General features: G+C 54.0%; 24 protein-coding genes. All 24 read left to right on the top strand.

The features are described from left to right. The first annotated feature begins 7 nt into the window (after positions 1-7). The 24 genes from ACZ439_RS24645 to pnp all read left to right on the top strand — a co-directional run bounded on the left by ACZ439_RS24645 (position 8) and on the right by pnp (position 26182). The gene (locus ACZ439_RS24645) at positions 8-334 is read left to right on the top strand and encodes a hypothetical protein (protein ID WP_054799596.1); all 327 of its coding nucleotides are present in this window, start codon (positions 8-10) and stop codon (positions 332-334) included. 27 nt (positions 335-361) lie between these two features. Continuing rightward, a complete protein-coding gene (locus ACZ439_RS24650; protein WP_201318462.1) occupies positions 362-994 on the top strand; it encodes a hypothetical protein in 633 nt (210 codons plus the stop codon). Then, positions 994-1497 (top strand): hypothetical protein, encoded by a 504-nt coding sequence (locus ACZ439_RS24655; RefSeq protein WP_464620315.1) that lies wholly within the window; start codon positions 994-996, stop codon positions 1495-1497. Before ACZ439_RS24650 ends, ACZ439_RS24655 begins: the two co-directional genes overlap by 1 nt. Positions 1498-1757: 260 nt before the next feature. Beyond that, on the top strand, positions 1758-2456 hold the full coding sequence (gene rpsB / locus ACZ439_RS24660; protein ID WP_127604513.1) for a 30S ribosomal protein S2: 699 nt from the start codon (positions 1758-1760) through the stop codon (positions 2454-2456). A gap of 95 nt (positions 2457-2551) precedes the next feature. Next, positions 2552-3202, top strand: coding sequence for a translation elongation factor Ts (gene tsf / locus ACZ439_RS24665; RefSeq protein ID WP_127604511.1), 651 nt, complete (start codon positions 2552-2554; stop codon positions 3200-3202). A gap of 95 nt (positions 3203-3297) precedes the next feature. Further along, positions 3298-4023: a UMP kinase gene (gene pyrH, locus ACZ439_RS24670; RefSeq protein WP_054797002.1), complete on the top strand. Its 726-nt coding sequence runs from the start codon at positions 3298-3300 to the stop codon at positions 4021-4023. A 3-nt stretch (positions 4024-4026) separates the two neighbouring features. Then, positions 4027-4584, top strand: a complete 558-nt coding sequence (gene frr / locus ACZ439_RS24675) for a ribosome recycling factor (RefSeq protein WP_127604509.1) — start codon at positions 4027-4029, stop codon at positions 4582-4584. Positions 4585-4649: 65 nt separating this feature from the next. Further along, positions 4650-5417 carry an isoprenyl transferase gene (locus ACZ439_RS24680; protein ID WP_127604507.1) on the top strand — a complete coding sequence of 256 codons (768 nt, stop codon included), beginning with the start codon at positions 4650-4652 and terminating at the stop codon, positions 5415-5417. Between the two features lie 20 nt (positions 5418-5437). Further along, complete coding sequence (locus ACZ439_RS24685; protein WP_054797003.1) at positions 5438-6226, top strand: phosphatidate cytidylyltransferase; 789 nt, start codon at positions 5438-5440, stop codon at positions 6224-6226. A 25-nt stretch (positions 6227-6251) separates the two neighbouring features. Then, complete coding sequence (locus ACZ439_RS24690) at positions 6252-7400, top strand: 1-deoxy-D-xylulose-5-phosphate reductoisomerase (RefSeq protein WP_054797004.1); 1149 nt, start codon at positions 6252-6254, stop codon at positions 7398-7400. Between the two features lie 174 nt (positions 7401-7574). Further along, positions 7575-8843, top strand: coding sequence for an RIP metalloprotease RseP (gene rseP / locus ACZ439_RS24695; RefSeq protein ID WP_372814080.1), 1269 nt, complete (start codon positions 7575-7577; stop codon positions 8841-8843). 34 nt (positions 8844-8877) lie between these two features. Further along, a complete protein-coding gene (gene proS, locus ACZ439_RS24700; protein ID WP_141333901.1) occupies positions 8878-10335 on the top strand; it encodes a proline--tRNA ligase in 1458 nt (485 codons plus the stop codon). A 107-nt stretch (positions 10336-10442) separates the two neighbouring features. Further along, entirely contained in the window at positions 10443-14759 is a 4317-nt protein-coding gene (locus tag ACZ439_RS24705; protein WP_464620316.1) for a PolC-type DNA polymerase III, read from the top strand. 183 nt (positions 14760-14942) lie between these two features. Beyond that, positions 14943-15401 carry a ribosome maturation factor RimP gene (gene rimP / locus ACZ439_RS24710; RefSeq protein ID WP_054797007.1) on the top strand — a complete coding sequence of 153 codons (459 nt, stop codon included), beginning with the start codon at positions 14943-14945 and terminating at the stop codon, positions 15399-15401. Positions 15402-15451: 50 nt separating this feature from the next. After that, the gene (nusA, locus tag ACZ439_RS24715; protein ID WP_054799598.1) at positions 15452-16549 is read left to right on the top strand and encodes a transcription termination factor NusA; all 1098 of its coding nucleotides are present in this window, start codon (positions 15452-15454) and stop codon (positions 16547-16549) included. A 42-nt stretch (positions 16550-16591) separates the two neighbouring features. Next, complete coding sequence (gene rnpM, locus ACZ439_RS24720; protein WP_054797008.1) at positions 16592-16909, top strand: RNase P modulator RnpM; 318 nt, start codon at positions 16592-16594, stop codon at positions 16907-16909. After that, complete coding sequence (locus ACZ439_RS24725) at positions 16896-17195, top strand: YlxQ family RNA-binding protein (RefSeq protein WP_127604716.1); 300 nt, start codon at positions 16896-16898, stop codon at positions 17193-17195. Before rnpM ends, ACZ439_RS24725 begins: the two co-directional genes overlap by 14 nt. 22 nt (positions 17196-17217) lie before the next feature. Further along, positions 17218-20112: a translation initiation factor IF-2 gene (infB, locus tag ACZ439_RS24730; RefSeq protein ID WP_464620317.1), complete on the top strand. Its 2895-nt coding sequence runs from the start codon at positions 17218-17220 to the stop codon at positions 20110-20112. Positions 20113-20126: 14 nt separating this feature from the next. Next, positions 20127-20483, top strand: coding sequence for a 30S ribosome-binding factor RbfA (gene rbfA, locus ACZ439_RS24735; RefSeq protein WP_127604497.1), 357 nt, complete (start codon positions 20127-20129; stop codon positions 20481-20483). Then, positions 20480-21469 carry a DHH family phosphoesterase gene (locus ACZ439_RS24740; protein WP_054795793.1) on the top strand — a complete coding sequence of 330 codons (990 nt, stop codon included), beginning with the start codon at positions 20480-20482 and terminating at the stop codon, positions 21467-21469. Before rbfA ends, ACZ439_RS24740 begins: the two co-directional genes overlap by 4 nt. Continuing rightward, positions 21466-22404 carry a tRNA pseudouridine(55) synthase TruB gene (gene truB / locus ACZ439_RS24745; RefSeq protein ID WP_127604493.1) on the top strand — a complete coding sequence of 313 codons (939 nt, stop codon included), beginning with the start codon at positions 21466-21468 and terminating at the stop codon, positions 22402-22404. The genes ACZ439_RS24740 and truB overlap by 4 nt, the downstream gene beginning before the upstream one ends. A gap of 35 nt (positions 22405-22439) precedes the next feature. Next, positions 22440-23384 carry a bifunctional riboflavin kinase/FAD synthetase gene (locus tag ACZ439_RS24750; RefSeq protein ID WP_181410037.1) on the top strand — a complete coding sequence of 315 codons (945 nt, stop codon included), beginning with the start codon at positions 22440-22442 and terminating at the stop codon, positions 23382-23384. A gap of 184 nt (positions 23385-23568) precedes the next feature. Next, entirely contained in the window at positions 23569-23838 is a 270-nt protein-coding gene (gene rpsO / locus ACZ439_RS24755) for a 30S ribosomal protein S15 (RefSeq protein WP_054795795.1), read from the top strand. Between the two features lie 238 nt (positions 23839-24076). Then, a complete protein-coding gene (gene pnp, locus ACZ439_RS24760; protein ID WP_127604489.1) occupies positions 24077-26182 on the top strand; it encodes a polyribonucleotide nucleotidyltransferase in 2106 nt (701 codons plus the stop codon). Positions 26183-26337 lie beyond the last annotated feature (155 nt).

Here is a 26337-nt window from a genome sequence, read left to right on the forward strand (position 1 = left end):
AAGTTCAATGAGTTTGAAGGCGGTCGAATTGCAGTTTGCATTGCACAAGAACGAAGAGGTCGGAGTCAAACAGCAGCAGCTGACCCAGAAACCGTTATCCGACCAAGCTTCACTTTCGGAAGCGGCGGCCAAGCAAGTGGTTGAGGAACGCCATAAGAGCACGAAAACCGAGGAATCTGCCCGCGCATCCGTCAAGGATAACGGTGAACGTTCTTCGAAGCGGGGGACATCCGGAACCCCGAAGCGAACGGCCGAAGCCAAAGAACCGGAGAAAGCGCCGATCTCCCGCCATGATCATCCGTTTAAAGGGCATCATATCGATTTATCGCTTTGACATTAAGCTGTGAAAAAGGTGAACGCGTTGAACCAACCTTGGGTATATATCGTCTTGTTCGGCTTGGTGATCATCGTCTACGCCAAGCTTTTGCCGAAAAAAGCCGAGCATAGCGCGGAAATTCCGACCACGATGAAAGATGTGGAAAGCGCGATGGATCACTTTGCCGTCGAGCTGGAAGAGCAGAATAAAACGATCATTCAGCTCTTTACGGAAACCAAAAAAGATTACGAGGTTCATGCCGCCAAGCTTGCTTCCCGTGTCGAAACGCTTGAGAAGCATAATCAGCAGCTCCAATCCGAGCTTCACCGGGTCGGTTTTGTCGCCGAACAAATTCAGAAGCACCAGGCTCCGTCTGCGCCCGTGATTCAGGCAGAGCCTGCCCCGGCGTCTGCGCCCGGCTCCTTGTCAACGAGTGCGGATCCTGCCCGTTCCGAATCGCCGCTTCAAGCTGTCCCTGTTGCGGATCAGGAGCCGGCGGCAACGCGCGAGCAGCCGAACGAACCTGTTGCATTAATGAATATCAAGCAGCGGTACGCCGAATTGTTCGAGTTGTACGAGCTCGGCAAGTCGATGGACTTCATCGCCAAGAAGCTCGGGATGAATAAAGGCGAGATCAGCTTGATCCTGCTGCTTGCGAAACAGGAGGAGCGCCCCTGATGTCCAACAAAAAATCGCTCTTGTACGGACTGGGCTCGGGGATGATCGCCGGTTCCGTGCTGCTCCAGCTGATGAGTTTCTCTCCCGCCGCAAACCAGGGGCTATCCAAAGAAGACTTACAGCAGCCGGCAGCGGAAACGATGACCCGGGAACAAATCAAAGAAAAGGCCTCCGTATATTTCAATGTGTATGAGAAGGATGTTAAAGTATATTTGCAGCCGCAGGTTGACGCCTTAGTCCAGCAGCGCGTGAACGAAGAGCTGGAGAAAGAGAGGGCCAAACCGGTAGAACCTGTCCGAGAAGTTTATATCAACGTAACCAGAGGCCTTGTGCTTTGGCAAGTTTCGGACTTGCTGTATCAGAGCGGGGTCATTGCCGATAAGAAGACGTTTGAGGAAGAAATGAGAAAACGTCGGCTTGCCGGCAGCATAAATACTGGCGTACACGTATTTAAAGGTCCGCAAACGCTCGAACAGGTCATTACCGGCTTGACCGAGAAGTAACCGAACAGACTCCGGGGTTCCGGGGTCTGATTTTGTTTGATTATGGCGAAAAGGGGCGCTAGTTGCAACCTCATGTTACTTATGGTATAGTAATTCTCGGTGTAAAAATCCACACGCCGATGAATTCCGGTGAGCGTGCTTCCGCGTTGCAGCGGGCTGCGACAAAGTTTGCAGCGGCTGACAATAATCTGGGAGTTTCACCGAGAAGATGATATCGCGCGGAGGTACCAAAACAACTAATTTTGAGGAGGTGCGTGAGGATGGCAGTAATCTCCATGAAACAGCTGCTTGAAGCTGGGGTACACTTCGGTCATCAAACCCGTCGTTGGAACCCGAAAATGGATCGTTACATCTTCACCGAAAGAAACGGCATTTATATTATCGACCTGCAAAAAACGGTCAAAAAAGTTGAGGAAGCGTACAACTTCGTCAAATCCGTAGCCGAAGAGAACGGTACAATCTTGTTCGTCGGCACGAAAAAACAAGCGCAAGATTCCGTGAAAGAAGAAGCGGAACGCAGCGGCATGTTCTACATCAACCAACGTTGGTTGGGCGGAACGCTCACGAACTTCTCCACCATCCAACAACGGATTAACCGTCTGCATGAGTTGGAGAAATGGGAAAACGACGGTACGTTCGAAGTTCTTCCCAAGAAAGAAGTTATTATTCTTCGCAAAGAAAAAGATCGTCTGGAGAAATTCCTGGGCGGTATCAAACATATGAAGGGTCTGCCGAGCGCATTGTTCGTCATCGATCCTCGTAAAGAGCGCATTGCTGTTGCCGAAGCTCGTAAGCTCGGTATCCCGATCGTCGGTATCGTTGACACGAACTGCGATCCGGACGAAATCGACTACGTCATTCCAGGTAACGACGATGCGATCCGCGCCGTGAAATTGCTGACAGCCAAAATGGCCGACGCTGTGATCGAAGCGCATCAAGGCGAGCAAACGACAGCTTAAGCAGGCGAATACAAAAAAGGGTGGTTTAAAGGTGCAAAATCCTTTCACCGCCCTTTTTTTAAGGTACATATCCCTAAACCTAAGGAGGCCCTACCATGGCAGTAAGTGCAGCAGCAGTTAAAGAATTGCGTGAGAAAACAGGAGCGGGCATGCTCGATTGCAAGAAAGCGCTGGAAGAAGCAAACGGTGATTTGACGAAAGCTTCCGAAATTTTGCGTGAAAAAGGATTGGCCGCGGCAGCCAAAAAATCCGATCGTATTGCGACGGAAGGTATGATTGAGTCCTACATCCACGCTGGCGGTAAAATTGGCGTATTGGTTGAAGTCAACAGCGAAACCGACTTCGTTGCCAAGAACGATACGTTCAAAACTTTCGTTCGCGACGTAGCTCTTCATATTGCTGCTTCGAACCCGAAATACCTTCGCCGTGACGAAGTTCCTCAAGATGCGCTCGATAAAGAACGTGAAATCTTGACGAACCAAGCCTTGAACGAAGGCAAACCGGAGAAAATCGTGGAGAAAATCGTAGAAGGCCGTCTTGCTAAATTCTACGAAGAATACTGCTTGCTGGAGCAGCCGTTCATTAAAGATCCGGACAAAACGGTTGAAGAAGTGTTGAAAGAGAAAATCGCTACGATCGGCGAAAACTTGTCGATCCGCCGCTTTGTTCGTTACGAGCTCGGCGAAGGCTTGGAGAAGAAACAAGAAAACTTCGCAGAAGAAGTCATGAGCCAAGTGAAACTGTAAGACCTATACGGAATTCCAAAGGCGGGAACACGATGTGTTCCCTCTTTTGTAAATAGAGAAGGAAATGCGTAAGTGATGAAACGGAGGTATGCAGCTTGGAACGTCCGATATTTAAAAGAGTCGTACTGAAATTAAGCGGAGAAGCTTTAGCCGGACAGCAAGGATACGGAATCGAAGCCGACATCATCGCTTCCATTGCACAACAGGTGAAAGAAGTGGTCGATCTTCAAGTCGAAGTCGCCATCGTCGTTGGCGGCGGCAACATTTGGAGAGGTATCGCAGGCAGCGCCAAGGGCATCGATCGGGCCACAGCCGACTACATGGGTATGCTTGCAACCGTCATGAATTCGCTGGCGCTTCAAGACGCGCTCGAAACGATCGGCGTACCTACCCGCGTGCAATCTTCGATTACGATGCAGCAGGTAGCGGAGCCGTATATCCGCCGAAGAGCGATGCGCCATCTGGAAAAGGGCCGAGTCGTCATTTTCGCTGCAGGTACGGGCAATCCGTTCTTCTCCACAGACACGACGGCGGCGCTAAGAGCGGCGGAAATCGAAGCGGAAGTCATCCTGATGGCCAAGAACAAAGTCGACGGCGTATACTCCGCCGATCCGTTCAAGGATGCGACCGCGCAAAAGTTCGAAACGCTGACTTATCTCGAGGTGTTGAACAAAAACCTCGGCGTCATGGACTCCACCGCATCTTCCTTGTGTATGGACAACAATATCCCGCTGATCGTATTCTCCATTACGGAGAGCGGCAACATCAAGCGCGTCGTGCTTGGGGAGAAGATCGGCACGATTGTAAAAGGGAGTGTATAAAACATGCCTCAATCCATTAAGAAAAACGCTGAAGACCGGATGGAAAAAGCTATCGGTTCTTTGAAGAAAGAGCTTCTGACCTTGCGGGCAGGCCGCGCGACGCCAGCGCTTCTGGACCGCGTGCAGGTGGAATATTACGGGGCGATGACGCCGGTGAACCAATTGGCGAACATCAATACACCGGATTCCCGCACCTTGATGATTCAACCTTGGGATAAAAGCTCGGTATCCGCGATCGAAAAAGCGATCATGAAATCCGACCTTGGCTTGACGCCTTCCAACGACGGCAGCAGCATTCGCATCATCATTCCGGCGCTAACGGAAGAACGCCGCGCGGAATTGGTGAAAATGACGCGCAAGTTCGGGGAAGAAGCGAAAGTTGCGATCCGCAACGTCCGCCGCGATGCGAACGACGAGATCAAGAAGCTTGAGAAGTCGGCCGGCCTCTCGGAAGATGAGTCCCGCCGCCATCAAGAAGATATTCAAAAGTTTACGGATAAATTTATCGGTGAAGTCGATAAAGTGCTGCAGGCGAAAGAGAAAGAAATTATGGAAGTGTAACGGGTAAAGACCCCCTTAATTGAGGGGTTTTTAGTCTTTTAGTCTTTCCTGACGGGGGATTGGCAATGAAACCATTCAGAAAGTGGTTCGGAGGAAAGTCGGAAGGGGAAGAGGCTGCAAGCGCGCTCGATTCCGATAATATACCGAATCATGTCGCCGTCATCATGGACGGCAACGGCCGATGGGCGCAGAAACGCGGGCTGCCGCGGGTTGCGGGTCACCATTCGGGGATGAAAAACGTGAAAAAAATAACGATGGCGGCGAATCATATCGGGGTGAAAGTGCTGACGATGTATGCTTTTTCCACAGAAAATTGGAAGAGGCCGAAGGAAGAAGTTGAGTACTTGATGAAATTGCCGCTGGAGTTTTTTCCTAAAGAAATCGAAGAACTGATTGCGAACAACGTCCGAATACGTATGACCGGCTGGCCTGAAGGGTTGCCTGACTATACGTTGAAAACCGTTCAGGACGCGATCGACAAAACGAAACACAATACGGGCCTTATCTTGAATTTTGCTTTAAATTACGGGAGTCGCAAAGAGATGCTTTCCGGTATTCAGAGGCTTGCTCAAGACGCAAAAGACGGGAAAGTGAACCCGGCAGAAATCAATGAGCATCTGTTCTCGCGATATTTGCTGACCGATCCGTTGCCGGACCCCGATTTGCTTATCCGGACGAGCGGGGAGCTGCGGATCAGCAACTTCATGCTGTGGCAGCTGGCGTATTCGGAGCTGTGGTTTACGGACTTGTGCTGGCCGGAGTTCACCGAGCCGCACTTTTATGAAGCGATACAAGAATATCAGCGGCGAGCCCGGAGATACGGCGGATTGTAGCGGCAATTGGAGGAATCGACTTGAAGCAGCGGATCGTTACTGGATTAGTGGCGGGGCTCGGATTTTTCATCATGTTGTACTTGGGCGGCTACTGGTTTGCCGGACTCATTGTTGCGCTCGCGCTGATCGGGTATGACGAATTTTTGAGAATGAACGGCTTGAATCGAAACCGGGTGATCCAGGTCATCGGTTACATCGGAGTCGTCGTGTTGACGCTGCCGTGGCAGTTTGGCTTCATGTCGTCGGCGCAGGGCATATGGTTGTTCCTGTTTCTGTTCTTGGCCGCCACCGTGATCACGAAGAACAAAACGACGATCGATCACGTAGCGACGGCTTTCCTCGGCATGGCATACGTCGGACTCGGCTTTCATTATATGATCGAAACCCGCACCATTCCGGATCACGGGCTGTTTTTGACGCTGCTCGTATTTTTGTGCATCTGGACAACGGATTCGGGCGCTTACTTCACCGGTTCGATGATCGGGAAGACGCCGCTCTGGCCTACGATCAGTCCGAAGAAGTCGGTCGAGGGCGCCATAGGCGGAACGGTATTATCCGTCATCGTGGCGATCGGTTTCGCCTGGTGCCGGCCGGATCTGCTCGGGTACGCGCAGGCTGTATGGATCGGCCTCGTTATCGCAGTCGTCGGGCAGGTTGGCGATTTGGTGCAGTCGGCTTACAAGCGGGTGAAGGGAATTAAAGATTCCGGCATGATTTTGCCGGGTCACGGCGGGGTGCTCGATCGGACGGACAGCTGGCTGATCGTCTTCCCGTTTCTGCATGTGGTTTCCTTAATTCCGCATGTTTAATTATGAGTGCTGGGGGTAGGCCGCAGTGAAAAAGATCAGCATTCTCGGATCGACGGGCTCCATCGGCACGCAGACGCTGGATGTCATCTCGCATGATCCGGAAGCTTACGAAGTTGAAGGCTTGGCCGGCGGTTATAATATCGGCTTGCTCGGGGAGCAGGTCAGGCGCTTTCGCCCGAAGAAGGTAGCGGTGGCGACGCGTGATTTGGCCGAGAGGCTGAGAATCGATGTGCCGGCGGGAACCGAAGTGTTCTATGGCGAAGAAGGGCTGCTCGAAGTCGCTGCGGGGACGGACGCCGAGCTGCTCGTGACGGCGCTTGTCGGCAGTCAGGGCTTAAAGCCGACGCTGGCGGCCATCGAAGCGGGCAAGCACATTGGCCTGGCCAACAAAGAAACGTTAGTAAGCGCAGGGCACTTGGTAACGGCGCTCGCGGAACGGAAGCAGGTTTCGCTGTTGCCGATCGACAGCGAGCATTCCGCAATTTTCCAGTGCTTGAACGGCGAGAATAAAGATCATATACATAACATTACGCTGACCGCGTCAGGCGGATCGTTTCGCGATCGTACACGCGAAGAACTGGCCTCGGTTTCCGTGGAGGATGCGCTTAAACATCCGAATTGGTCGATGGGCGCGAAGATTACGATCGACTCCGCAACCATGGTGAACAAAGGGCTCGAGGTGATCGAAGCGCATTGGTTGTTCGGGTTATCCTACGACCAAATCGAGGTGGTGATCCATCCGGAAAGTATCGTTCATTCGTTCGTCGAGTTCGTCGACTGTAGCATTATTGCACAGATGGGCTTGCCTGATATGCGGGTGCCGATCCAATACGCTTTAACGTATCCGAATCGGATGGTAACGCCTTCGAAGCGTCTGAGGCTGGCCGACATCGGCAAGCTGCATTTTCGGGAAATGGACTTTGCCCGATACCCTTGCTTGGCGATGGCATTTGAGAGCGGCCGAAAGGGCGGCACGATGCCGACGGTATATAATGCGGCGAATGAGGTCGCGGTCGAACGTTTCTTGAAGGGGGACATCTCCTTCCTCGCCATCGAGCGCATTATCGCCGAGGTGATGGCGAAGCATGAGGCGATAGACGGGCCTGACCTGGATACGATTGTCGCGAGCGACGCTTGGGCGCGGTCGGCGGCGGCGCAAATCCGCCGAAGCTGAAGTCCTTGCCCGGGACGGTTGGCAAGCATGTTTGTTCGCGTCCGGTAATATGTTCATATCAAGGGCTCGGCTTGTGTTCCGTTTGTCATTAATGTTAATCTAAGGACATGGAATAGCGCCCTTCCCATGCTAGCAGATGTGAACATTGATGTATTTAAGGAGGCCGTGAACTAGGTGGACGTACTTCAAATCATCGTGCTGAATGTGCTCTTGTTTTTCGTACTCGTGACGGTGCACGAGTGGGGGCATTTTTATTTCGCCAAGCGGGCGGGGATCTTGACTCGCGAGTTCGCGATCGGCTTCGGTCCGAAGGTGCTTTCGTTCGTTCGCGGTGAAACCCGGTATACGCTGAGGCTTCTGCCCATCGGCGGGTTCGTGCGGATGGCCGGCGAAGATCCCGAAATCGTACAGATCAATCCGGGACAACGGATAGCCGTTGCCTTGGAGAATGAAACGGTTACGCATATTTATTTGAACGATTTCGACAGCCGCCGCGGCGCTTTGGAAGGTGTCGTGGAAGATATCGATTTGGAGCGTCAGCTGTTTGTCCGCATGGATGTCGACGGCGCGGTACAGCGCTTTGCCGTTCACCCTCGCGCGCTTATCGTCAGCAAGGAGAAGGAGACGCAGATCGCGCCATGGGAACGCCAGTTTGGCAGCAAGACGGTGGGACAGCGGGCGATGGCCATATTCGCGGGTCCGTTAATGAACTTCATTCTCGCGTTCATCTTGTTCGTCACGGTTGTTTTCGTGGCCGGTATGCCTTTGCCTGATCGGGTGCGCATCTCCGACACCAAGCCCGGTTCGGCCGCGGAGCGCGCCGGATTGATGGGCGGGGACGTTATCGTTGAAGTGAACGGCGAGAAGATCGGCGGCGACAGCAAAAAGCTGACGACGCTGATTCAAAATTCGCCGAACAAGACGATGACCTGGGTGGTTGAGCGCAACAAGCAGCTCGTTACCAAAGAAGTGAAGCCGGAACTGGATGAGAAAGACCGCGTGATTCGTGTCGGCGTCTCGCTCGGCCCGGATACCCGGCCGGCTACGATCGGGGAAGGAATCAGCAACGGGTGGCGCAGCATGGTTTCCGCTACGACGCTCATCTTGGACGGCTTCGGCAAGCTGGCGACCCTGCAGGTGAAGATGGACGATCTCGGCGGTCCGATCCGGATTGTCGAGTTCACAAGCGAGCAGGCAAGCGCCGGACCGGCCCAGTACATCAACTGGATGGCTGTGATGAGCTTGTACCTGGGCTTGTTCAATTTACTGCCGATTCCGGCGCTGGACGGCAGCCGCCTTGTTTTCCTCGGGTTAGAAGCGGTGCGCGGCAAACCAGTCGATCCGAGCCGGGAGAGCATGGTGCATTTCGTTGGCTTTGCCATGCTGATGCTGCTGATGATCGCCGTCACATACAACGATATATTAAGGCTGATTAAAGGATAAATGAATCGCCGTCTGTAGGGGGAGCATTCGAACCATGTCGAAGGATAAACAGGATAAACAATTCGTCAAAGAAATTACGCCGCAAAGTGAAGATTTCTCGCGCTGGTACATCGATACGATCAAGAAAGCGGACCTGATGAGCTACTCACCGGTTCGCGGTTGTATCGTGTTCAAGCCCGACGGCTATGAAATCTGGGAAAACATTCAGCGCGAACTGGACCGTCGTTTCAAAGAAACGGGTCACCGCAACGCCTATTTCCCGCTATTCATTCCCGAAAGCTTCTTTCAGAAGGAGAAGGAACACGTCGAGGGCTTCAATCCGGAGCTTCCATGGGTAACCGAAGCCGGCGGCGAGAAGCTGGAAGAACGTCTGGCGATCCGCCCGACTTCAGAAACGATGATCGGTCATATGTACTCGGAGTGGATCAACTCGTACCGCGATTTGCCGCTGCTTATCAACCAGTGGGCCAACGTGGTACGTTGGGAGAAGAAAACACAGCCGTTCCTGCGCACCAGCGAATTTCTTTGGCAGGAAGGCCATACGGCGCACGAGGACGAAGCCGATGCCCGGAGAGAAACGATGCAAATGCTGGAAATTTACCGCGATTTCGTGGAAAATTTCTTGGCGATGCCGGTTATCATGGGCCAAAAAACGCCTTCGGAGAAGTTTGCCGGCGCCGTCGATACATTCTCTATAGAAGCGATGATGAAAGACGGGAAGGCCGTGCAGGCGGGGACGTCGCATTACCTCGGCACGAATTTCGCCGTCGCCTTCGATATTAAATACTTGGATCGGGACAATCAGCATACGTTCTGCCATACAACTTCGTGGGGCGTCAGCACCCGTTTGATCGGGGCGCTGATTATGGTGCACGGCGACGACCGGGGACTCGCGCTGCCGCCGAAAGTCGCGCCGACGCAAGTTGTCATGATCCCGATCGGGCCTCCGAAGACGCGCGACCAAGTGATCGCTTGCGTAGACGGTCTGTACGATCAATTGAAGCAAGCCGGCGTGCGTGTGAAGGTGGACGACCGTCAGGATCAAAGCCCGGGCTGGAAGTTCAACGAATACGAGATGCGCGGCGTCCCGGTTCGCGTCGAGCTTGGCCCGCGCGATATGGAGAACGGACAAGTCGTGCTCGTCTCCCGCATCACCGGGGAGAAGCGCGTCGTCGCGCAAAGCCAATTTGTAGAAGAAGTGCAAAAACTGTTGACGGAAACGCAGCAGGAAATGTATGATCGAGCCAAGAAGTTCCGTGATGAGAACATGACCGCAGCCGATACGTTGGACGAGCTGAAGGCGTTCCTGCAGCAGAAGCGCGGTTTTACGCTGTCCGGCTGGTGCGGTTCCGACGCTTGCGAGGCGACCGTGAAGGAAGAGACGGGCGCTACAAGCCGGAACATTCCATTTGAACCGGCTGTACGGAAGACCAAATGTCTCGTGTGCGGGGAAGATGCGAAGCATACAGTCGTATTCGGTCGAGCTTATTAAGAAGCGGTTAACCAGGAAAGCATGAATTAAGATAGGGGTACATAAGGGCAAAACGGGATGGAGTTCAATTCCTTTTGCCCTTTGATTGTTTATGGGGGAGGAGCATCATGAGCAGTAGCAGTACGGCTTTAAAACGGGATCGGTTTGAGATGCTGATGCAGCAGGCGAACGTTCCGGCGGATGTCGTGCAGACGTTTTTCGCGGACGGGTACATCGACAAGGTGGAAACGAGCCGTAAAAACCGCGAATGGACGTTCTATATCGTCAAGACGCAGGTCGTGCCCGGAGACATTTATCGTTCGTTTTGTAAAATGATCCGTGACAAATTCGCGCATATCGCGACGATCCGTTTCGTTCTGCATTACACTTCTGACGTGAACCCGGAAAGCGTGGCCCACGAATACTGGAGCATGTTTCTCGAGTGGGTGCAGCGGGAAGCGGCGTCCATCAACGGCTGGATGACCAAAGCCAAGATCGAGGTTCACGGCAAGGTGCTGACGTTGCATTTGCTGGATAGCTTCGGTTTGGAACTCGCGAAGAAGAAAAATATTAACGACTGGATCCGCCAATATTTTAACGGTTTTTTTGGCGTCGATTATCAAGTGAAATACGCTTTGAGCGACTCTCGCGAAGAAGAGCTTGAGAAATTTACGAAGCAGCGGGAGATCGAAGAGAAAGAAGTTACAAGCGTCATTATGACCGCCGTGGAAGCGGAAGAGGCGGCGCAAGCGGCTGTGCCTGATGGCGAAGTCAAGCTGATGGTCGGCTACGATATTAAAGAACCGGCCGTACCGATTCAAGATGTGAAGGACGAGGAGAAGAAAGTAACGGTGCAAGGTACCGTGTTCGGTCTGGATATGAAGGAATTGCGGAACGGAAGCACGTTGTTTACGTTCAATATTACCGATTTCTCAGACTCGATCATGGTGAAATCGTTCGCGAAAACGAAGGAAGACGTGAAGATTTACAGCCTGATCAAAAACGGTACTTGGCTGAAGCTTCGCGGCCGTGTCGAGTATGACCGATTTATGCAAATTCCGGAGCTTGTGATGATCCCGTCCGACGTTAATGAAATCGTAGCTCCCCCTGACCGGAAGGACGACGCGGCAGAGAAGCGGGTCGAATTTCATCTACATACGGCGATGAGCACGATGGACGGCATTACGCCCGTGGATCAATATATCAAAATGGCCGCCAAATGGGGCCATAAAGCGATTGCCGTGACCGATCACGGCGGTGTGCAAAGCTTCCCGGAGGCTTACAAAGCCTCGAAGAAGAATGGTATTAAAGTTATCTACGGCGTTGAAGCCAATATCATTGACGACTCCGTGAAAGTGGCGATGAACGCCACCGATATCGCGTTAGCCGATGCCGAGTATGTCATTTTCGACGTCGAGACAACGGGGCTTTCCGTTACGAACAACAAGATTATCGAGCTTGCCGGCGTCAAGATGAAGGAAGGCAAGGAGATCGGCCGGTTTGCCACGTTCATCGACCCGCACGAGCGGATTCCGTATAATATCCAGCAATTGACGAATATTACCGACGATATGGTGCGCGGAGCGCCGGACATTGCCGAGATGCTGCCGAAGTTTTTGGAATTCGTCGGCGATGCCGTTCTCGTTGCACATAACGCGCGGTTTGATATGGGCTTCCTGAATACGAACTGCAAGCGCCTCGGACTGCCGGAAGTGAACAATCCGGTGATCGATACGCTGGAACTGGCCCGTTTGTTGTACCCGACGATGAAAAATCACCGGTTGAACACGCTGTCCGACAAGTTTAAGGTCAGCCTCGATAACCATCACCGCGCCATCGACGACTCCATTGCGCTCGGATTCGTGCTGTTTCACATGCTGAAGGAGGCGGCGGAGCGCGGGTATACGCAGCTCGACCGGCTGAACGACCAGGTCGGCAAAAACTTGACGACGCAGCGCCCGTTCCACTGCTGCATTTACGCGCAGAACATGATCGGGAAGAAAAACCTGTTCACGCTCGTTTCGCTCTCGCATACCGAATATTTCCACCGGGTCCCCTGCATTCCGAAGAGCAAGCTGCAGGAAATGCGCGAAGGGTTGATCATCGCTTCCGGCTGCGAGAAGGGTGAGCTGTTCGAGACGGTGCTGAACAAGTCCATGGAAGAAGCGGAAGCGGTCGCCGAGTTTTACGACGTGCTCGAGATTCAACCGACTAACGTGAACATGCACCTGGTCGAGAAGGGGCTGGTCGGCAGTCCTTCACTGCTGGAGGACGCAGCCAGACGCATCCTGCAAATCGGGCGCAAGCTCGGCAAGCCGGTCATCGCGACGGGCAACGTTCACTACCTGCACCCGCGCGAGAAAATAAACCGCGATATTACGATTCACGGCATTACCGGCTTCAGCCCGCTCAAGGACATTCGCAAGCCTGACGTTCATTTCCGTACGACGAAAGAAATGCTCGCCGAATTCGAGTTCCTCGGAAAGGAGGACGCCTTCGAAGTCGTCGTTCACAACACGGCGGAGCTTGCAGACCGTTTCGAAGAGCTGGAGCTGTTTCCGACGAAGCTGTTTACACCGATCATCGAGGGCGCGGATGACGAAATTCGTAATAAATGTTACGAGACCGCGCGCAGCATCTACGGCGAGCCGATACCGGAAGTGGTGACGGCGCGTCTGGAGAAGGAGCTAGTCCCGATTATTAAATACGGCTTCTCGGCTAACTATCTGATTTCCGAGCGGCTTGTGAAGAAATCGAACGAGGACGGTTATCTCGTCGGCTCGCGGGGCTCGGTCGGTTCGTCCGTCGTCGCTACGTTCCTGGGGATTTCCGAGGTTAACCCGCTGCCGCCGCACTATATTTGCCTGTCGTGCAAGCATAGCGAATGGATTCTTGACGGCTCGATTCCTTCCGGGTTCGACCTGCCGGATAAAGCCTGCCCGAACTGCGGCGAGAAGCTGAAGGGCGAAGGGCAGGACATTCCGTTCGAAACGTTCCTTGGCTTTAAAGGGGACAAGGTTCCCGATATCGACTTGAACTTCTCCGGAGAATACCAGCCGCACGCCCACAACTACACGAAGGTGCTGTTCGGCGAGAAGAACGTGTTCCGGGCCGGTACGATCGGTACGGTCGCGGAGAAGACGGCTTTCGGATTCGTGAAGAAGTATGAAGAGGATCAAGGCAAAAAGTGGCGCGGCGCCGAACTGAGCCGTCTGGCTTTAGGATGTACCGGCGTCAAGCGAAGCACCGGCCAGCATCCGGGCGGTATCGTCGTCGTGCCGGACTACATCGACGTCAATGACATTACCCCCGTGCAGTACCCGGCGGACGATACGAGCGCCGACTGGAAGACAACGCACTTCGACTATCATGCCTTCGACGCGAACTTGCTGAAGCTCGATATTCTCGGGCACGATGACCCGACGATGATGCGGATGCTGCAGGACTTGACGGGCGTCGATCCGACGACGATTCCGATGAACGATCCGAAGGTCATGAGCATGTTCAACTCGGTCGAAGCCCTGGGCGTGACGCCTGAGAAAATCCGCACGCCTGTCGCCACCTACGGGGTGCCCGAGATGGGGACGAAGTTCGTGCGCCAGATGCTGGAAGAAGCAAAGCCGTCCAGCTTTGCCGATCTGCTGCAAATTTCCGGACTGTCGCACGGTACGGGCGTGTGGCTCGGCAATGCGCAGGAGCTGATCAAGAAAGGCATCTGTACGATCAAAACCGTTATCGGCTGCCGCGACGACATCATGCTGTACTTGATTTATAAAGCGGGGATGGACGCGGGACTGGCCTTCAAAATTACGGAAAGCGTACGGAAAGGGAAGGGCTTGACCGAAGAGTGGAAGGAAGAGATGAAGAAGCATAACGTGCCGGCCTGGTATATCGATTCTTGCGAGAAGATCGAATACATGTTCCCGAAGGCGCATGCCTCGGCATACGTGATCTCGGCCGTACGTACCGCCTACTTCAAGCTGTACCATCCGATCGCCTATTACGCGACGTACTTCTCGGTCCGTGCCACGGACTTTGAACTGGACCTGCTCTGCCAAGGCTATGACGCGATTCTGCGCAGGCTGATTGAAATTGAGGAAAAAGGGTTCCAGGCGCTGCCGAAGGAGAAGAACATGATCTCGATTCTCGAGATGGCGCTCGAGATGACGGCGCGCGGCTTCTCCTTCAAGCCGGTCGATCTGTACAAATCGGACGCCACGAAATTTCTCATTGAGGGCGATTCGCTCATTCCTCCGTTCTCCGCGATTGCCGGTATCGGGGAGAACGCGGCGAAGAACATTGCCGCCGCCAGGGAAGCGGGTCCATACTTGTCGATCGAAGATTTTCAAAGTCGCAGCAAAGCGTCGAAGACGATCATTGAGCTGCTCGGCAGCATGAACTGCTTCCGCGGCTTGCCCGAAACGAATCAGCTTTCGCTGTTCTAAGGAAGACGGACGGCGCGGGAGCCGGAAGGCGCCCATGTTGCATAAACAATCGCACTTATGGTATAATCTGCTATGGTGGTAACAATGTAATATCTCGAAACCGGAGAGTGGGGCAACCCACTCTTTACATTTTGTATTAGGGTTTTCGGCGACTCGTCTCATATAGATAGGAGGAATAGACGTTTGAGCAATCAGATCAAATCGACGGTGGAAGCTTTGGTTCGTCCGTACCTGGACGAGAACCGGTTTGAGCTTGTCGACATTGAATATGTGAAAGAAGGCGGCAATTGGTTCTTGCGAGTGTATGTTGATAAAGAAGGCGGGATCGATATTGACGATTGCGGCCGTATTAGCGAATACCTTAGCGGCAAGCTGGATGAAACCGACCCGATCCCGGACGCTTACTTCTTGGAGGTGTCTTCGCCGGGCGCAGAGCGTCCTTTGAAGAAGCCGCAAGATTATGAACGTGCTGTCGGTCAGCATGTGTTCATTACGACCTATGAGCCTATCGATGGACTGAAGGAATTCGAGGGCACGCTGCGATCGTTCGACGAGAAGACGGTCGAAGTTGAAATCGGCAAGAAGAAGCACAGCCTGCCGTTTGATAAAGTGGCAAGCGCCAGACTGGCTATTTTATTTTAATTGCCGCCGCGCGCGGTTTCGCATTTTATGAGAGGGGGAACTCCATTCAAATGAACATGGATTTTATCGAAGCTTTAAATGAAATTGAACGGGAGAAAGGGATCGCTAAGGACTTGCTGATCGATGCGATCGAAGCGGCCTTGATCTCGGCCTACAAACGCAACTTTAACACGGCTCAGAACGTGCGCGTCGATATTAACCGGCACACCGGTTTGATCAAAGTGTATGCACGCAAAACTGTCGTAGACGAAGTGCTCGATCCGCGTCTTGAAATTACGCTTTTTGCCGCAAGAGAAATGAATCAGAATTACCAGCTTAACGATATCGTCGAGATCGAAGTGACGCCTCGCGATTTCGGACGCATCGCTGCGCAAACAGCGAAGCAAGTCGTGACGCAGCGTATTCGGGAAGCTGAACGCGGGCTTATCTACAACGCTTACGTCGATAAAGAAGAAGATATCGTCAACGGTATCGTGCAGCGCCAGGACCAGCGAAACCTGTACATCGATCTCGGCAAGATCGAAGCGGTCATGCCGCTTACGGAGCTGATGCCGACCGATAAGTTTAAACAAGGCGACCGGGTCAAGGCGTATATTACGAAGGTAGAGAATACGACCAAAGGACCGCAAATCGTCCTGTCCCGCACACATCCCGGCTTGCTGAAACGACTGTTCGAGCTCGAGGTGCCTGAAATTTTCCAAGGCGTCGTTGAGATTCGGTCCGTCGCTCGCGAAGCCGGCTTTCGTTCGAAAATCGCCGTTTACTCCCGCAACGCGGAGGTCGATCCGGTCGGCTCCTGCGTAGGACCGAAGGGGATGCGCGTGCAAACGATCGTCGGCGAGCTGAAGGGCGAGAAAATTGATATCGTCCGCTGGGTCGACAGCGTGGAAGAATATGTGGCGAACGCACTCAGCCCGTCCAAGGTTATCGAGGTGCAGGTGTTCGAAACGGAGAAAATGGCCCGTGTCATCGTGCCGGACTACCAGCTATCGCTGGCGATCGGCATCAAGGGCCAGAACGCGCGTCTTGCTGCCAAGCTGACCGGCTGGAAAATCGACATCAAGAGCGAGACGCAAGCCGAACAGGAGTATGGACGTCCGAAGACCTACACGGAAGAGATGCATCAGGATTCGGTCAGCATCGATTAAGCGGTCGTATCGACCTGTTAGCCATACGGGGGGGAGCAACGGATGAAGCCTAGAAAAACACCGCTGCGCAAATGCGTAGCCTGCCAGCAAATGATGCCCAAGCGGGAGTTGATCCGCGTCGTCAAAACCCCAACCGATGAGCTGCTCATCGATCTGACGGGCAAGAAAGCCGGACGCGGCGCCTACCTATGCGGCAAGTCTTCTTGCTTTAAGCTGGCGAAGAAATCGCGGGCCCTCGATCGGGCGCTGAAGGCGCAGGTCAGCCCTGAAATTTACGACGCACTGGAGCAAGATTTTATAAAGGTCGAAGACGAGTTTATTGCTGGAAAGCATGCGGCGGGTGATGATGACGATGAATGATCGTTTTTTTAATAATTTAGGGCTTGCGATGCGCGCAGGAAAACTGGTGACCGGGGAAGATATGGTTATTGAATCGGTTCGGCACGGGGATGCTAAGCTTGTTATCGTCTCCGAGGACGCTTCTGCCAATACCCTGAAGAAGCTCAGCGATAAATGTAGTCATTATCAGGTTCCTATTCATCAATACGGCAGCCGGGATCAGCTGGGAGCCAGTATCGGGAAAGAAGCGCGAGTCGTCATTGCCGTAACCGATGCGGGATTTGCGCGATTGTTATTGAAGCAGTAAAATCGCTCGGAGGTGGACTGTATTGACAAAACAAGATAACAATAAGGATAAACTAAGAGTATACGAATACGCGAAATCATTGAACATGAGCAGTAAAGAGATTATCACGATTTTGAAACGACTGGGCCTTCCGGTCAACAATCATATGAGCGTAATGGAGAACGATGCGGTGAATAGTGTAGAGAAATTTTTCAAAGATATTAAAGCAAATGCGGCGGCCAAACGCAGTGATTCCGGTTCGAGCCAAGGCTCGAACAAACCGGCCGCGAATACGAATCGTCCAGAGTCGAAACAGCAGACCGTAGCCGTCCAGCCGAAACCGGACCAGCGTCCGGCTTCCGCGCAAGTGCAGACGGCATCGCCTAGACCGAGCGGCAGCCAGCAAGAGGAAAGACCGCAGGGCGGTCAAAGCGGCGAGCCTCGCCAAAGCGCTCAAGGTCAAGGCGGCGGCGGATATCGTCAAGGCGGCCAAGGTCAAGGCCAAGGCGGCGGGCAAAACCGTCAGGGCGGCCAAGGTCAGGGCGGTGGATACCGCCAAGGCGGCCAAGGCCAAGGTCAAGGCGGCGGGCAAAACCGTCAAGGCGGCCAAGGCCAAGGTCAAGGTCAAGGCAGCGGGTACCGTCAAGGCGGCCAAGGCCAAGGTCAAGGCGGCGGGTATCGTCCAGGCGGTCAAGGCCAGGGTCAAGGCGGCGGGTACCGTCAAGGCGGCCAAGGCCAAGGTCAAGGCGGCGGGTATCGTCCAGGCGGTCAAGGCCAGGGCCAAGGCAGCGGGCAAAACCGTCCAGGCGGTCAAGGCGGCGGCCAAAGCTCGTTCGGCGGTGGTCAAGGTAACCGTACAAGCGGCCCAGGCCGTCCGCAGGGAACTCAAGGCGGTTCGACTCCAGGCAGCGGCCAAGGTCAACGCAGCCGTCCCGGCGAATCGCGTCCGAACGATCGCGACCGTCGCGATTCCGGTCGTCCTACGACTATTCCTCCGAAACCGGTGGGAGCGGTTGTAGATATCGACGGTGACGATGCAGGGGCTAAAGCGAAAAAGGCCAGACCGCCGCAAAGGCAGTTCGATAACCGAGGCGGCAATCGCGGCCCGGGCAACCGCGGCAACGGCAGAAACCAGGGCAGGGGCGGTCGTTTCCAACAAGAACCGCCGAAGCCGAAGATCGACAACACGCCGAAGAAAATTATCGTGCGCGGTACGATGACGGTCGGCGAGTTGGCTAAATCGCTGCATAAAGACGCTTCCGAGGTCATCAAGAAGCTGTTGTTCCTCGGCGTGATGGCGACCATCAACCAGGAGCTTGATTTGGACGCGATTCAACTGCTTGCTTCCGATTACGGCGTTGAGGTCGAACTGAAAATTCCGGTGGAGGAAGACAAGTTCGAGAATTTCGAAGAGAAGGACGACGACGAAGATTTGCAGGAGCGTCCTCCGGTCGTCACTATCATGGGTCACGTCGACCACGGGAAGACGACGCTGCTCGATGCGATTCGCAAAACGAATGTGACGGAAGGCGAAGCCGGCGGTATTACGCAGCATATCGGGGCGTACCAAGTTGAAACGAACGGTAAAAAAATTACGTTCCTCGATACCCCGGGTCACGAAGCGTTCACTTCGATGCGCGCCCGCGGCGCCCAGGTGACCGATATCACGATCATCGTAGTCGCAGCGGACGACGGCGTTATGCCGCAAACGATTGAGGCGATCGCCCATGCCAAAGCGGCCAAAGTGCCGATTATCGTGGCGGTTAACAAAATCGATAAGCCGGATGCGAATCCGGATCATATCAAACAAGAGCTTACGGCCTACGAGCTCGTTCCGGAAGAGTGGGGCGGCGATACGATTTTCTGCAACATTTCGGCCAAGCAGCGGATCGGGCTTGAAAATTTGCTAGATATGATTTTGCTCGTATCCGAAGTTCAAGAATTTAAAGCGAATCCGAACAAGCGCGCAAGAGGTACGGTGATCGAGGCCGAGCTGGATAAAGGTAAAGGGCCGGTCGCTCGCGTCCTCATTCAGCACGGTACCCTTAAAGTCGGCGACAGCTTTGTAGCCGGCGTACACTTCGGCCGCGTTCGGGCTATGGTTAACGATAAAGGCAAGAAGTTGAAAGAAGCGGGTCCATCCACCCCGGTCGAAATTACCGGGATGACCGAAGTGCCGCAAGCCGGCGATCCGTTCCTCGTGTTCGAGGATGAGCGCAAAGCAAGGGCAATCGCCGAGAAGCGTGCGATTACGCTTCGTCAGTCGGAGATGGGTGCGAATTCCCGCGTAACGCTGGACGATCTGTACAAACAGATCAAAGAAGGCGAAGTCAAGGATCTCAACGTCATCATCAAAGCGGACGTGCAAGGTTCCGCGGAAGCGTTGAAAGGCTCCCTCGAGAAGATCGACGTGGAAGGCGCTCGCGTGAAAATCCTGCTTAGCGGCGTAGGCGCCGTCACCGAGTCCGACGTTATTCTGGCCTCGGCCTCCAACGCGATCATCATCGGCTTCAACGTCCGTCCGGAGCCGCAAGCGAAAAACACGGCCGATCAAGAGAAGGTCGACATTCGACTCCACAGCATCATCTACAAAGTGATGGAAGAGATCGAATCGGCGATGAAAGGACTGCTAGACCCGACCTATAAAGAAGTGGTCATCGGTCAAGCGGAGGTTCGCAATATTTTCAAAGTGTCCAAAGTCGGAACGATTGCCGGCTGCATGGTCACCTCCGGTAAAATTAACCGAAACGCCGAATTGCGCGTCATTCGCGGCGGTATCGTAGTATTTACAGGGAAAGTCGACTCGCTCAAGCGGTTCAAGGACGACGTCAAAGAAGTCGCTCAAGGCTACGAGTGCGGTATATCTGTAGAGAAATTCAACGATATTAAAGAAGGGGACACGATTGAAGCCTTCGTCATGGAGACTGTAGAGAGGTAAGAGGTGAGGACGCTATGGCAAAAATTCGCGTGGGCCGAGTTGGCGAGCAAATTAAAAAAGAAATCAGCCAAATCATCCAATCTGAACTGAAAGATCCGCGAATCGGTTTCATTACGGTAACCGGCGTTGACGTTACGAACGACTTTTCACAGGCCAAAGTTTACTTAAGTGTCTTGGGCAGTGATGAGCAGAAGCAAGAGACGTTGAAGGCGCTTGGGCGCAGCAGCGGTTTCATCCGTGCCGAGCTCGGCAAACGGATCCGGATGCGTAAAATTCCGGAGCTCTTGTTCAAATTCGACGCGTCGATCGACTACGGCTCCAAAATCGAATCGCTCCTTCATCAGATTAATGAAGGGAACGCGAATCTATGAGCAGCGGATCGGACTATGCCGTACAGCTTCAAGCGGCTGCCGATTTCATCCGGGGGAACGACGATTTTCTGGTGGTGTCTCACATGCAGCCTGATGGGGACGCCGCCGGGTCGACGTTCGGCGTCGCCTGGATGCTGCACGCTATGAACAAGCGCTTTACCTTGATCAACGAAGGACGGATGCCGGAGAAATTTAAGTTTATGGCCGGCTCTCTCCCCATTATCGATTACGAGAAGGACCGCCCGAACCGTATGTTCGGGAAGGTCATCTCCGTCGATTGCGCGGACTTCGGACGAATCGGCAAAGTGAAAGACTGCTTCGAGCCGGACGCCCTCCTGCTGAACATCGATCATCACGCGACCAACGATCTGTTCGGAACGGTGAACGTGGTGAAAGCGGATGCGGCGGCAACGGTTGAAGTGCTGTACGATTTAGCTGTTGAACTGGGCCTGCCCTTTAGTGCGGAATGGAACGTCTGCATTTATTCCGGACTGCTAACCGATACCGGGGGGTTCCGCTATTCGAATACGTCGCCGAAGGTGCTGCAGATTGCAGCTGATTTATTAAATCGCGGCGTTCAGGGGCACGATTTGGCGGAAAGACTGCTCGAAACGATGACCTTCGGACAAATTTCATTGCTGAAGAAAACGTTGAACACTCTTTCGTTCTCTCACGATAACCGGATCGCTTGGCTGTCGGTTTCGCTCGATGATTTACGTTCGTCGGAAGCGGCCAGCGAGGATATGGACGGGCTGGTCAATTATGCCCGTAACGTCGAGGGCGTCGAAGTCGGCATGATGTTCAAGGAGAAGCAGCCGGGGGTTGTGAAGGTCAGCCTGCGATCGGGCGGACAGGCGAACGTCGCAGAGCTCGCGCAGCGGTTCGGAGGCGGAGGTCATGTGCGCGCGGCAGGGTGCACGATCCACGGTACCTTGGAGGAAGCGATCGAACGCGTCGTACAGGAAGTAGGGATGGCGCTCTCATGACGTTGGAAGGCATTTTACCGATTTGGAAGCCGAAGGGCTACACCTCGCACGATGTTGTGGCGAAAGTGCGCCGTATTTTAAAAATAAAACGAATCGGACATACCGGCACGCTCGATCCGCAAGTGACCGGCGTGCTTCCCCTATGTATCGGACGTGCTACGCGTGTCGTGGAGTATATCCAGGATTTGCCCAAGGAATACGAAGCTAACGTCTGGCTGGGCCTGGCTACCGATACCGAAGACTTGACCGGCACGACCATCGAGCGGATGGAAGGCGTCTCCGAGCGACTGACCCCCGAACAGGCGGTCGAAGCTATCAACCGGTTCGTCGGCGATATCGAGCAAGTGCCGCCGATGTATTCCGCGGTTAAAGTCGAGGGGAAACGCCTTTACGAGCTGGCTCGTCAAGGCGTCGAGGTTGAACGGAAGTCGAGAGTCGTTACGATTTATCGGATCGATGTGCTGGAGACCGACTGGAGCGGCGAGTATCCGGCCGTACGCTTTCGCGTACTTTGCTCCAAAGGCACCTACATCCGCACGTTGTGCGCCGATATCGGCAAGGCGCTCGGGGTTCCGGCGGTCATGGCCGAACTGGTGCGTACGTCGACCGGCAATTTAACGCCGGAACGGTGCTTAACTCTCGAGCAGGTGCAGCAGCTGGCCGAGGAAGGCGTCTTGGCCTCGCACCTTGTCTCTATGGAAGAAGCGCTGCGCCATCTGCCGCAGGTGCGTCTTCATGCGGACCAAGTGGCGAAAGCGCTGCTCGGTCAGAAGCTTCGCTTGGACGAAGATCAGCGTGTCGGGCTTGAACGATTACAGCCGGATGAAACCGGACAAATCGCCGCTTATTCCGATGGGGAACCGGAGCTTTTGGTCGGCGTGTACGAATGGAATGCAGAATCAGGCCTGCTGCGGCCGGTCAAAATTTTTTCGTAATTTTCGTAATGGGATTGTAGGTGAACGTAACGATGATGCATACGGTATCGCTTTCGTTTCCGCTGGAAGGGCCAGAGCGGTCTGGCCGTCGTCCGCAGGTGCTGGCGATCGGTGATTTTGACGGTGTGCACCTGGGGCACCAAGAAGTGATACGCCTTGCGGTGGAGCGAGGCCGGGAACTTGACAGCGGCGCAGCGATTATGACGTTTCATCCTCATCCGAGGGAGCTGCTGGGGATGAAGCATTACGTGCAGCTGCTTACTCCGCTGGCATTGAAGCACGAAGTGTTAAGCGGGCTTGGCGTGGACATGACGTATGTGGTCGAGTTTAACGAATCGTTCATGCGCGTCAGTCCTGAGGACTTCGTCGAGCATATGCTCGTGCCGCTTGGTTTGGACACCGTGTTTGTCGGTTTCGACTTTACGTTCGGTTATAAAGGGGCAGGTACGCCCGATACGCTGTGCGAGCTGGCGAAGGGCCGTTTCGCCGTCGAAATCGTGCGCCCGTTTCACCTGCACGGAGACAAGGTCAGCAGTACGAGAATTCGCAGCTGTCTGCAGGCCGGAGACGTGCGCGAAGCGGCGGAGCTGCTTGGACGAGCCTACGAGCTTCAGGGCGATGTCGTGCACGGCGACGCACGCGGCCGCACGATCGGTTATCCGACGGCCAATATCGCCTTATCCGACCCTTATGTGCTGCCCGCCAACGGTGTTTACGCCGTCGAAGTGTTCGCACGAGGGCGCTGGCACGGCGCGGTGATGAATGTCGGCGTGAAGCCGACGTTCACGGACGGCTTGCTTCAACCGACCTTGGAGGCGCATTTGTTTGACTTTAGCGAGACGATTTATGGAGAACGCGTGAAAGTGCGGATGGTCGACTATATTCGGGCCGAGCGTAAATTCGCGTCGATTCAGGAGTTGATCGCACAGATCGGTCAGGACGCCGATCGTGCCAAACAGACGCTGATGGAAAAGAAATAACAGCTGCAAGCGGATTTTATTTTACTTTTATCTATCCGATATGCTATACTATGAAACGTTGTCGAATCGGGATTCGATAGAATCTATCGGATTTCGCCTTGCACATACATCCGTAGCGTGGAGAATCGAGACTCCGACGGTCTCTGGGCTACCGGAGATATACTTATATGGAGGTGAATCAACAATGGCATTGACACAAGAGCGTAAACAGGAATTGATCCAAACGCACAAGACTCATGAAAATGATACAGGGTCCCCTGAAGTGCAAATCGCGATCCTGACGGAAAACATCGTGAACTTGACGAGCCATTTGAAGACGCACAAGAAGGATCACCATTCTCGTCGCGGTCTGCTCAAAATGGTCGGTCAACGCCGTAAGCTGCTGACGTACTTGAAAAACAAAGACGTTAAGCGTTACAGCGCACTGATTGAGAAACTCGGTCTTCGTCGTTAATTCGCGGCTAATTCCACAATCAAAGCAACCACGTTTGTCCTTGGGGCGCTCCAGATCGTTTGCATTTGGATGCACGGGGATTCGGGGTTGCTTTTTTTGGCTAATGTTTTCGCAAAAAGAAGGAAATACTAACCATTACATAGAATGGTTTAGTACAACAGTTCCGTGCGAACGGGCATACATAGGCATATCTCGAAGGCTCATGTTATGAACGAACGCCAACACTAGGAGGTTTTGTATGGAAAGTAAGGTTCAGATGGATCTTGGGGGCCGGACTCTCGTGCTGGAGACCGGACGATTGGCGAAGCAAGCCAACGGCGCGGTCGTTGCCCGCTACGGGGAAACGGTCGTATTATGTACGGTGACGGCTTCTGCCGAACCGAAAGATTTGGATTTTTTCCCGTTAACAGTGAACTACGAGGAGCGTTTGTACTCCGTAGGTAAAATTCCGGGCGGTTTCATCAAGCGCGAAGGCCGTCCGAGCGAGAAAGCGATATTGGCCAGCCGGCTGACCGACCGCCCGATTCGTCCGTTGTTCCCGGAAGGATTCCGGAATGATGTTCAAGTCGTTGCGATCGTGATGAGCGTAGATCAGGATTGCACGCCGGAGATGGCTGCCATGATCGGCGTATCCGCGGCGCTTAGCATCTCCGACGTTCCGTTCAGCGGTCCGGTCGGCGGCGTTATCGTAGGCCGGGTAGACGGTCAATTCGTCATCAATCCGACGCTCGCGCAAGCGGAGAAGAGCGATATTCATCTGGTGGTCGCCGGCACGAAGGATGCGATCATGATGGTCGAAGCGGGCGCGGACGAAGTGCCGGAAGAAGTGATGCTCGAGGCGATCATGTTCGGTCATGACGAAATCCGTAAGATCGTAGCGCTGCAGGAGCAGCTCGTGGCGCAAGTCGGCAAGCCGAAGATGGAAGTGAAACTGCACACGGTGGACGCTGAAGTGAGCAAGGCGGTTCGCGAATTCGCTCAAGCCCGTCTCGTGGAAGCGGTCAGAATTCCGGAGAAGCACGCACGCCAAGATGCGATCGACGCGATCAACGCAGAAACGAAGGAACATTTCATCGCGGTGTACGCGGAAACACCGGATAAGATGGATGACGTTAAAGAAACGTTGTACGATATCGTGAAGGAAGAAGTCCGCCGCCTGATTACGCACGATAAAATCCGTCCGGACGGACGAGCTCTGGATGAGATTCGCCCGATCGAATGCGACATCAATTTGCTGCCGCGTACGCACGGCTCCGGCTTGTTTACGCGCGGTCAAACGCAAGCCTTGTCCATTTGTACGCTTGGCGCGCTGGGCGACGTGCAAATTTTGGACGGGATCGATTTGGAAGAATCCAAACGGTTTATGCATCACTATAACTTCCCTCCGTTCAGCGTAGGCGAAGCAAGACCTCTTCGTCCTCCGGGCCGCCGCGAAATCGGTCACGGCGCTTTGGGCGAACGCGCCCTGGAAGCGGTCATTCCGAACGAAACGGACTTCCCGTATACGATTCGTCTTGTATCCGAGGTGCTCGAATCGAACGGCTCGACGTCGCAGGCCAGCATTTGCGCAAGCACGCTCGCGATGATGGATGCAGGCGTTCCGATTAAAGCGCCGGTTGCGGGCGTTGCGATGGGGCTCATCAAGGACGGCGATCAATTCTCGATTTTGACCGACATCCAGGGGATGGAAGATCATCTCGGCGATATGGACTTCAAGGTAGCCGGAACGGCGAGAGGCGTCACAGCGCTGCAGATGGATATCAAGATCGACGGCATCGACCGCGACATCCTCGCGCAATCGCTGGAGCAAGCGAAGACGGGCCGGATGTACATTTTGGATAAAATGATGGAGCGCATCTCCGAGCCGAAGTCCGAGCTTTCGCAATACGCGCCGAAAATCGTGACCATGCAGATCAATCCGGACAAAATCCGCGACGTGATCGGGGCCGGAGGTAAAATCATCAACAAAATCATTGAGGAAACCGGCGTGAAAATCGACATCGAGCAGGACGGACGCGTATTCATCGCATCGTCGAACAGCGAGATGAACGAGAAAGCCCGTTCCATCATTGAAGGCATCGTACGCGAAGTAGTCGTCGGTGAAATTTATTTAGGCACCGTGCGGCGTATCGAGAAATTCGGCGCGTTTGTAGAGATTTTGCCGGGTAAAGACGGCTTGGTCCATATTTCTCAGCTGTCCACCGAACGTGTGGCGAAAGTGGAGGACGTTGTGAAGATCGGCGACCAAATTACGGTCAAGGTAACCGAAATCGACGCTCAAGGTCGGGTCAACCTGTCGCGTAAAGTACTGCTTACACCTCCGAGCACTCCCGCACAAACTTAATAATCCGCGCTGCACCGCTTGTGTAGTCGTAACGAAGAAAGAGTCAGAGCAGTCTGTCTCTTTTTTGTTGTGTCTGCCTGCATGGTCTTTTGATCGATACCGCGCACGCATCGGCTTCTCCGGGTCTAAACTTGTCTGCCCCTGCATATGAATGG

The organism is Paenibacillus sp. JCM 9796, from assembly GCF_055379675.1.

Coding starts and splice junctions, on each gene's coding strand:
- ACZ439_RS24725 (WP_127604716.1), top strand. CDS start 16,896: ATGACGATGAATGATCGTTTTTTTAATAATTTAGGGCTTGCGATGCGC.
- rbfA (WP_127604497.1), top strand. CDS start 20,127: ATGGCAAAAATTCGCGTGGGCCGAGTTGGCGAGCAAATTAAAAAAGAA.
- rnpM (WP_054797008.1), top strand. CDS start 16,592: ATGAAGCCTAGAAAAACACCGCTGCGCAAATGCGTAGCCTGCCAGCAA.
- proS (WP_141333901.1), top strand. CDS start 8,878: ATGTCGAAGGATAAACAGGATAAACAATTCGTCAAAGAAATTACGCCG.
- nusA (WP_054799598.1), top strand. CDS start 15,452: ATGAACATGGATTTTATCGAAGCTTTAAATGAAATTGAACGGGAGAAA.
- ACZ439_RS24645 (WP_054799596.1), top strand. CDS start 8: ATGAGTTTGAAGGCGGTCGAATTGCAGTTTGCATTGCACAAGAACGAA.
- rpsB (WP_127604513.1), top strand. CDS start 1,758: ATGGCAGTAATCTCCATGAAACAGCTGCTTGAAGCTGGGGTACACTTC.
- ACZ439_RS24655 (WP_464620315.1), top strand. CDS start 994: ATGTCCAACAAAAAATCGCTCTTGTACGGACTGGGCTCGGGGATGATC.
- ACZ439_RS24680 (WP_127604507.1), top strand. CDS start 4,650: ATGAAACCATTCAGAAAGTGGTTCGGAGGAAAGTCGGAAGGGGAAGAG.
- tsf (WP_127604511.1), top strand. CDS start 2,552: ATGGCAGTAAGTGCAGCAGCAGTTAAAGAATTGCGTGAGAAAACAGGA.
- ACZ439_RS24750 (WP_181410037.1), top strand. CDS start 22,440: ATGCATACGGTATCGCTTTCGTTTCCGCTGGAAGGGCCAGAGCGGTCT.
- rpsO (WP_054795795.1), top strand. CDS start 23,569: ATGGCATTGACACAAGAGCGTAAACAGGAATTGATCCAAACGCACAAG.
- ACZ439_RS24740 (WP_054795793.1), top strand. CDS start 20,480: ATGAGCAGCGGATCGGACTATGCCGTACAGCTTCAAGCGGCTGCCGAT.
- frr (WP_127604509.1), top strand. CDS start 4,027: ATGCCTCAATCCATTAAGAAAAACGCTGAAGACCGGATGGAAAAAGCT.
- truB (WP_127604493.1), top strand. CDS start 21,466: ATGACGTTGGAAGGCATTTTACCGATTTGGAAGCCGAAGGGCTACACC.
- pnp (WP_127604489.1), top strand. CDS start 24,077: ATGGAAAGTAAGGTTCAGATGGATCTTGGGGGCCGGACTCTCGTGCTG.
- ACZ439_RS24705 (WP_464620316.1), top strand. CDS start 10,443: ATGAGCAGTAGCAGTACGGCTTTAAAACGGGATCGGTTTGAGATGCTG.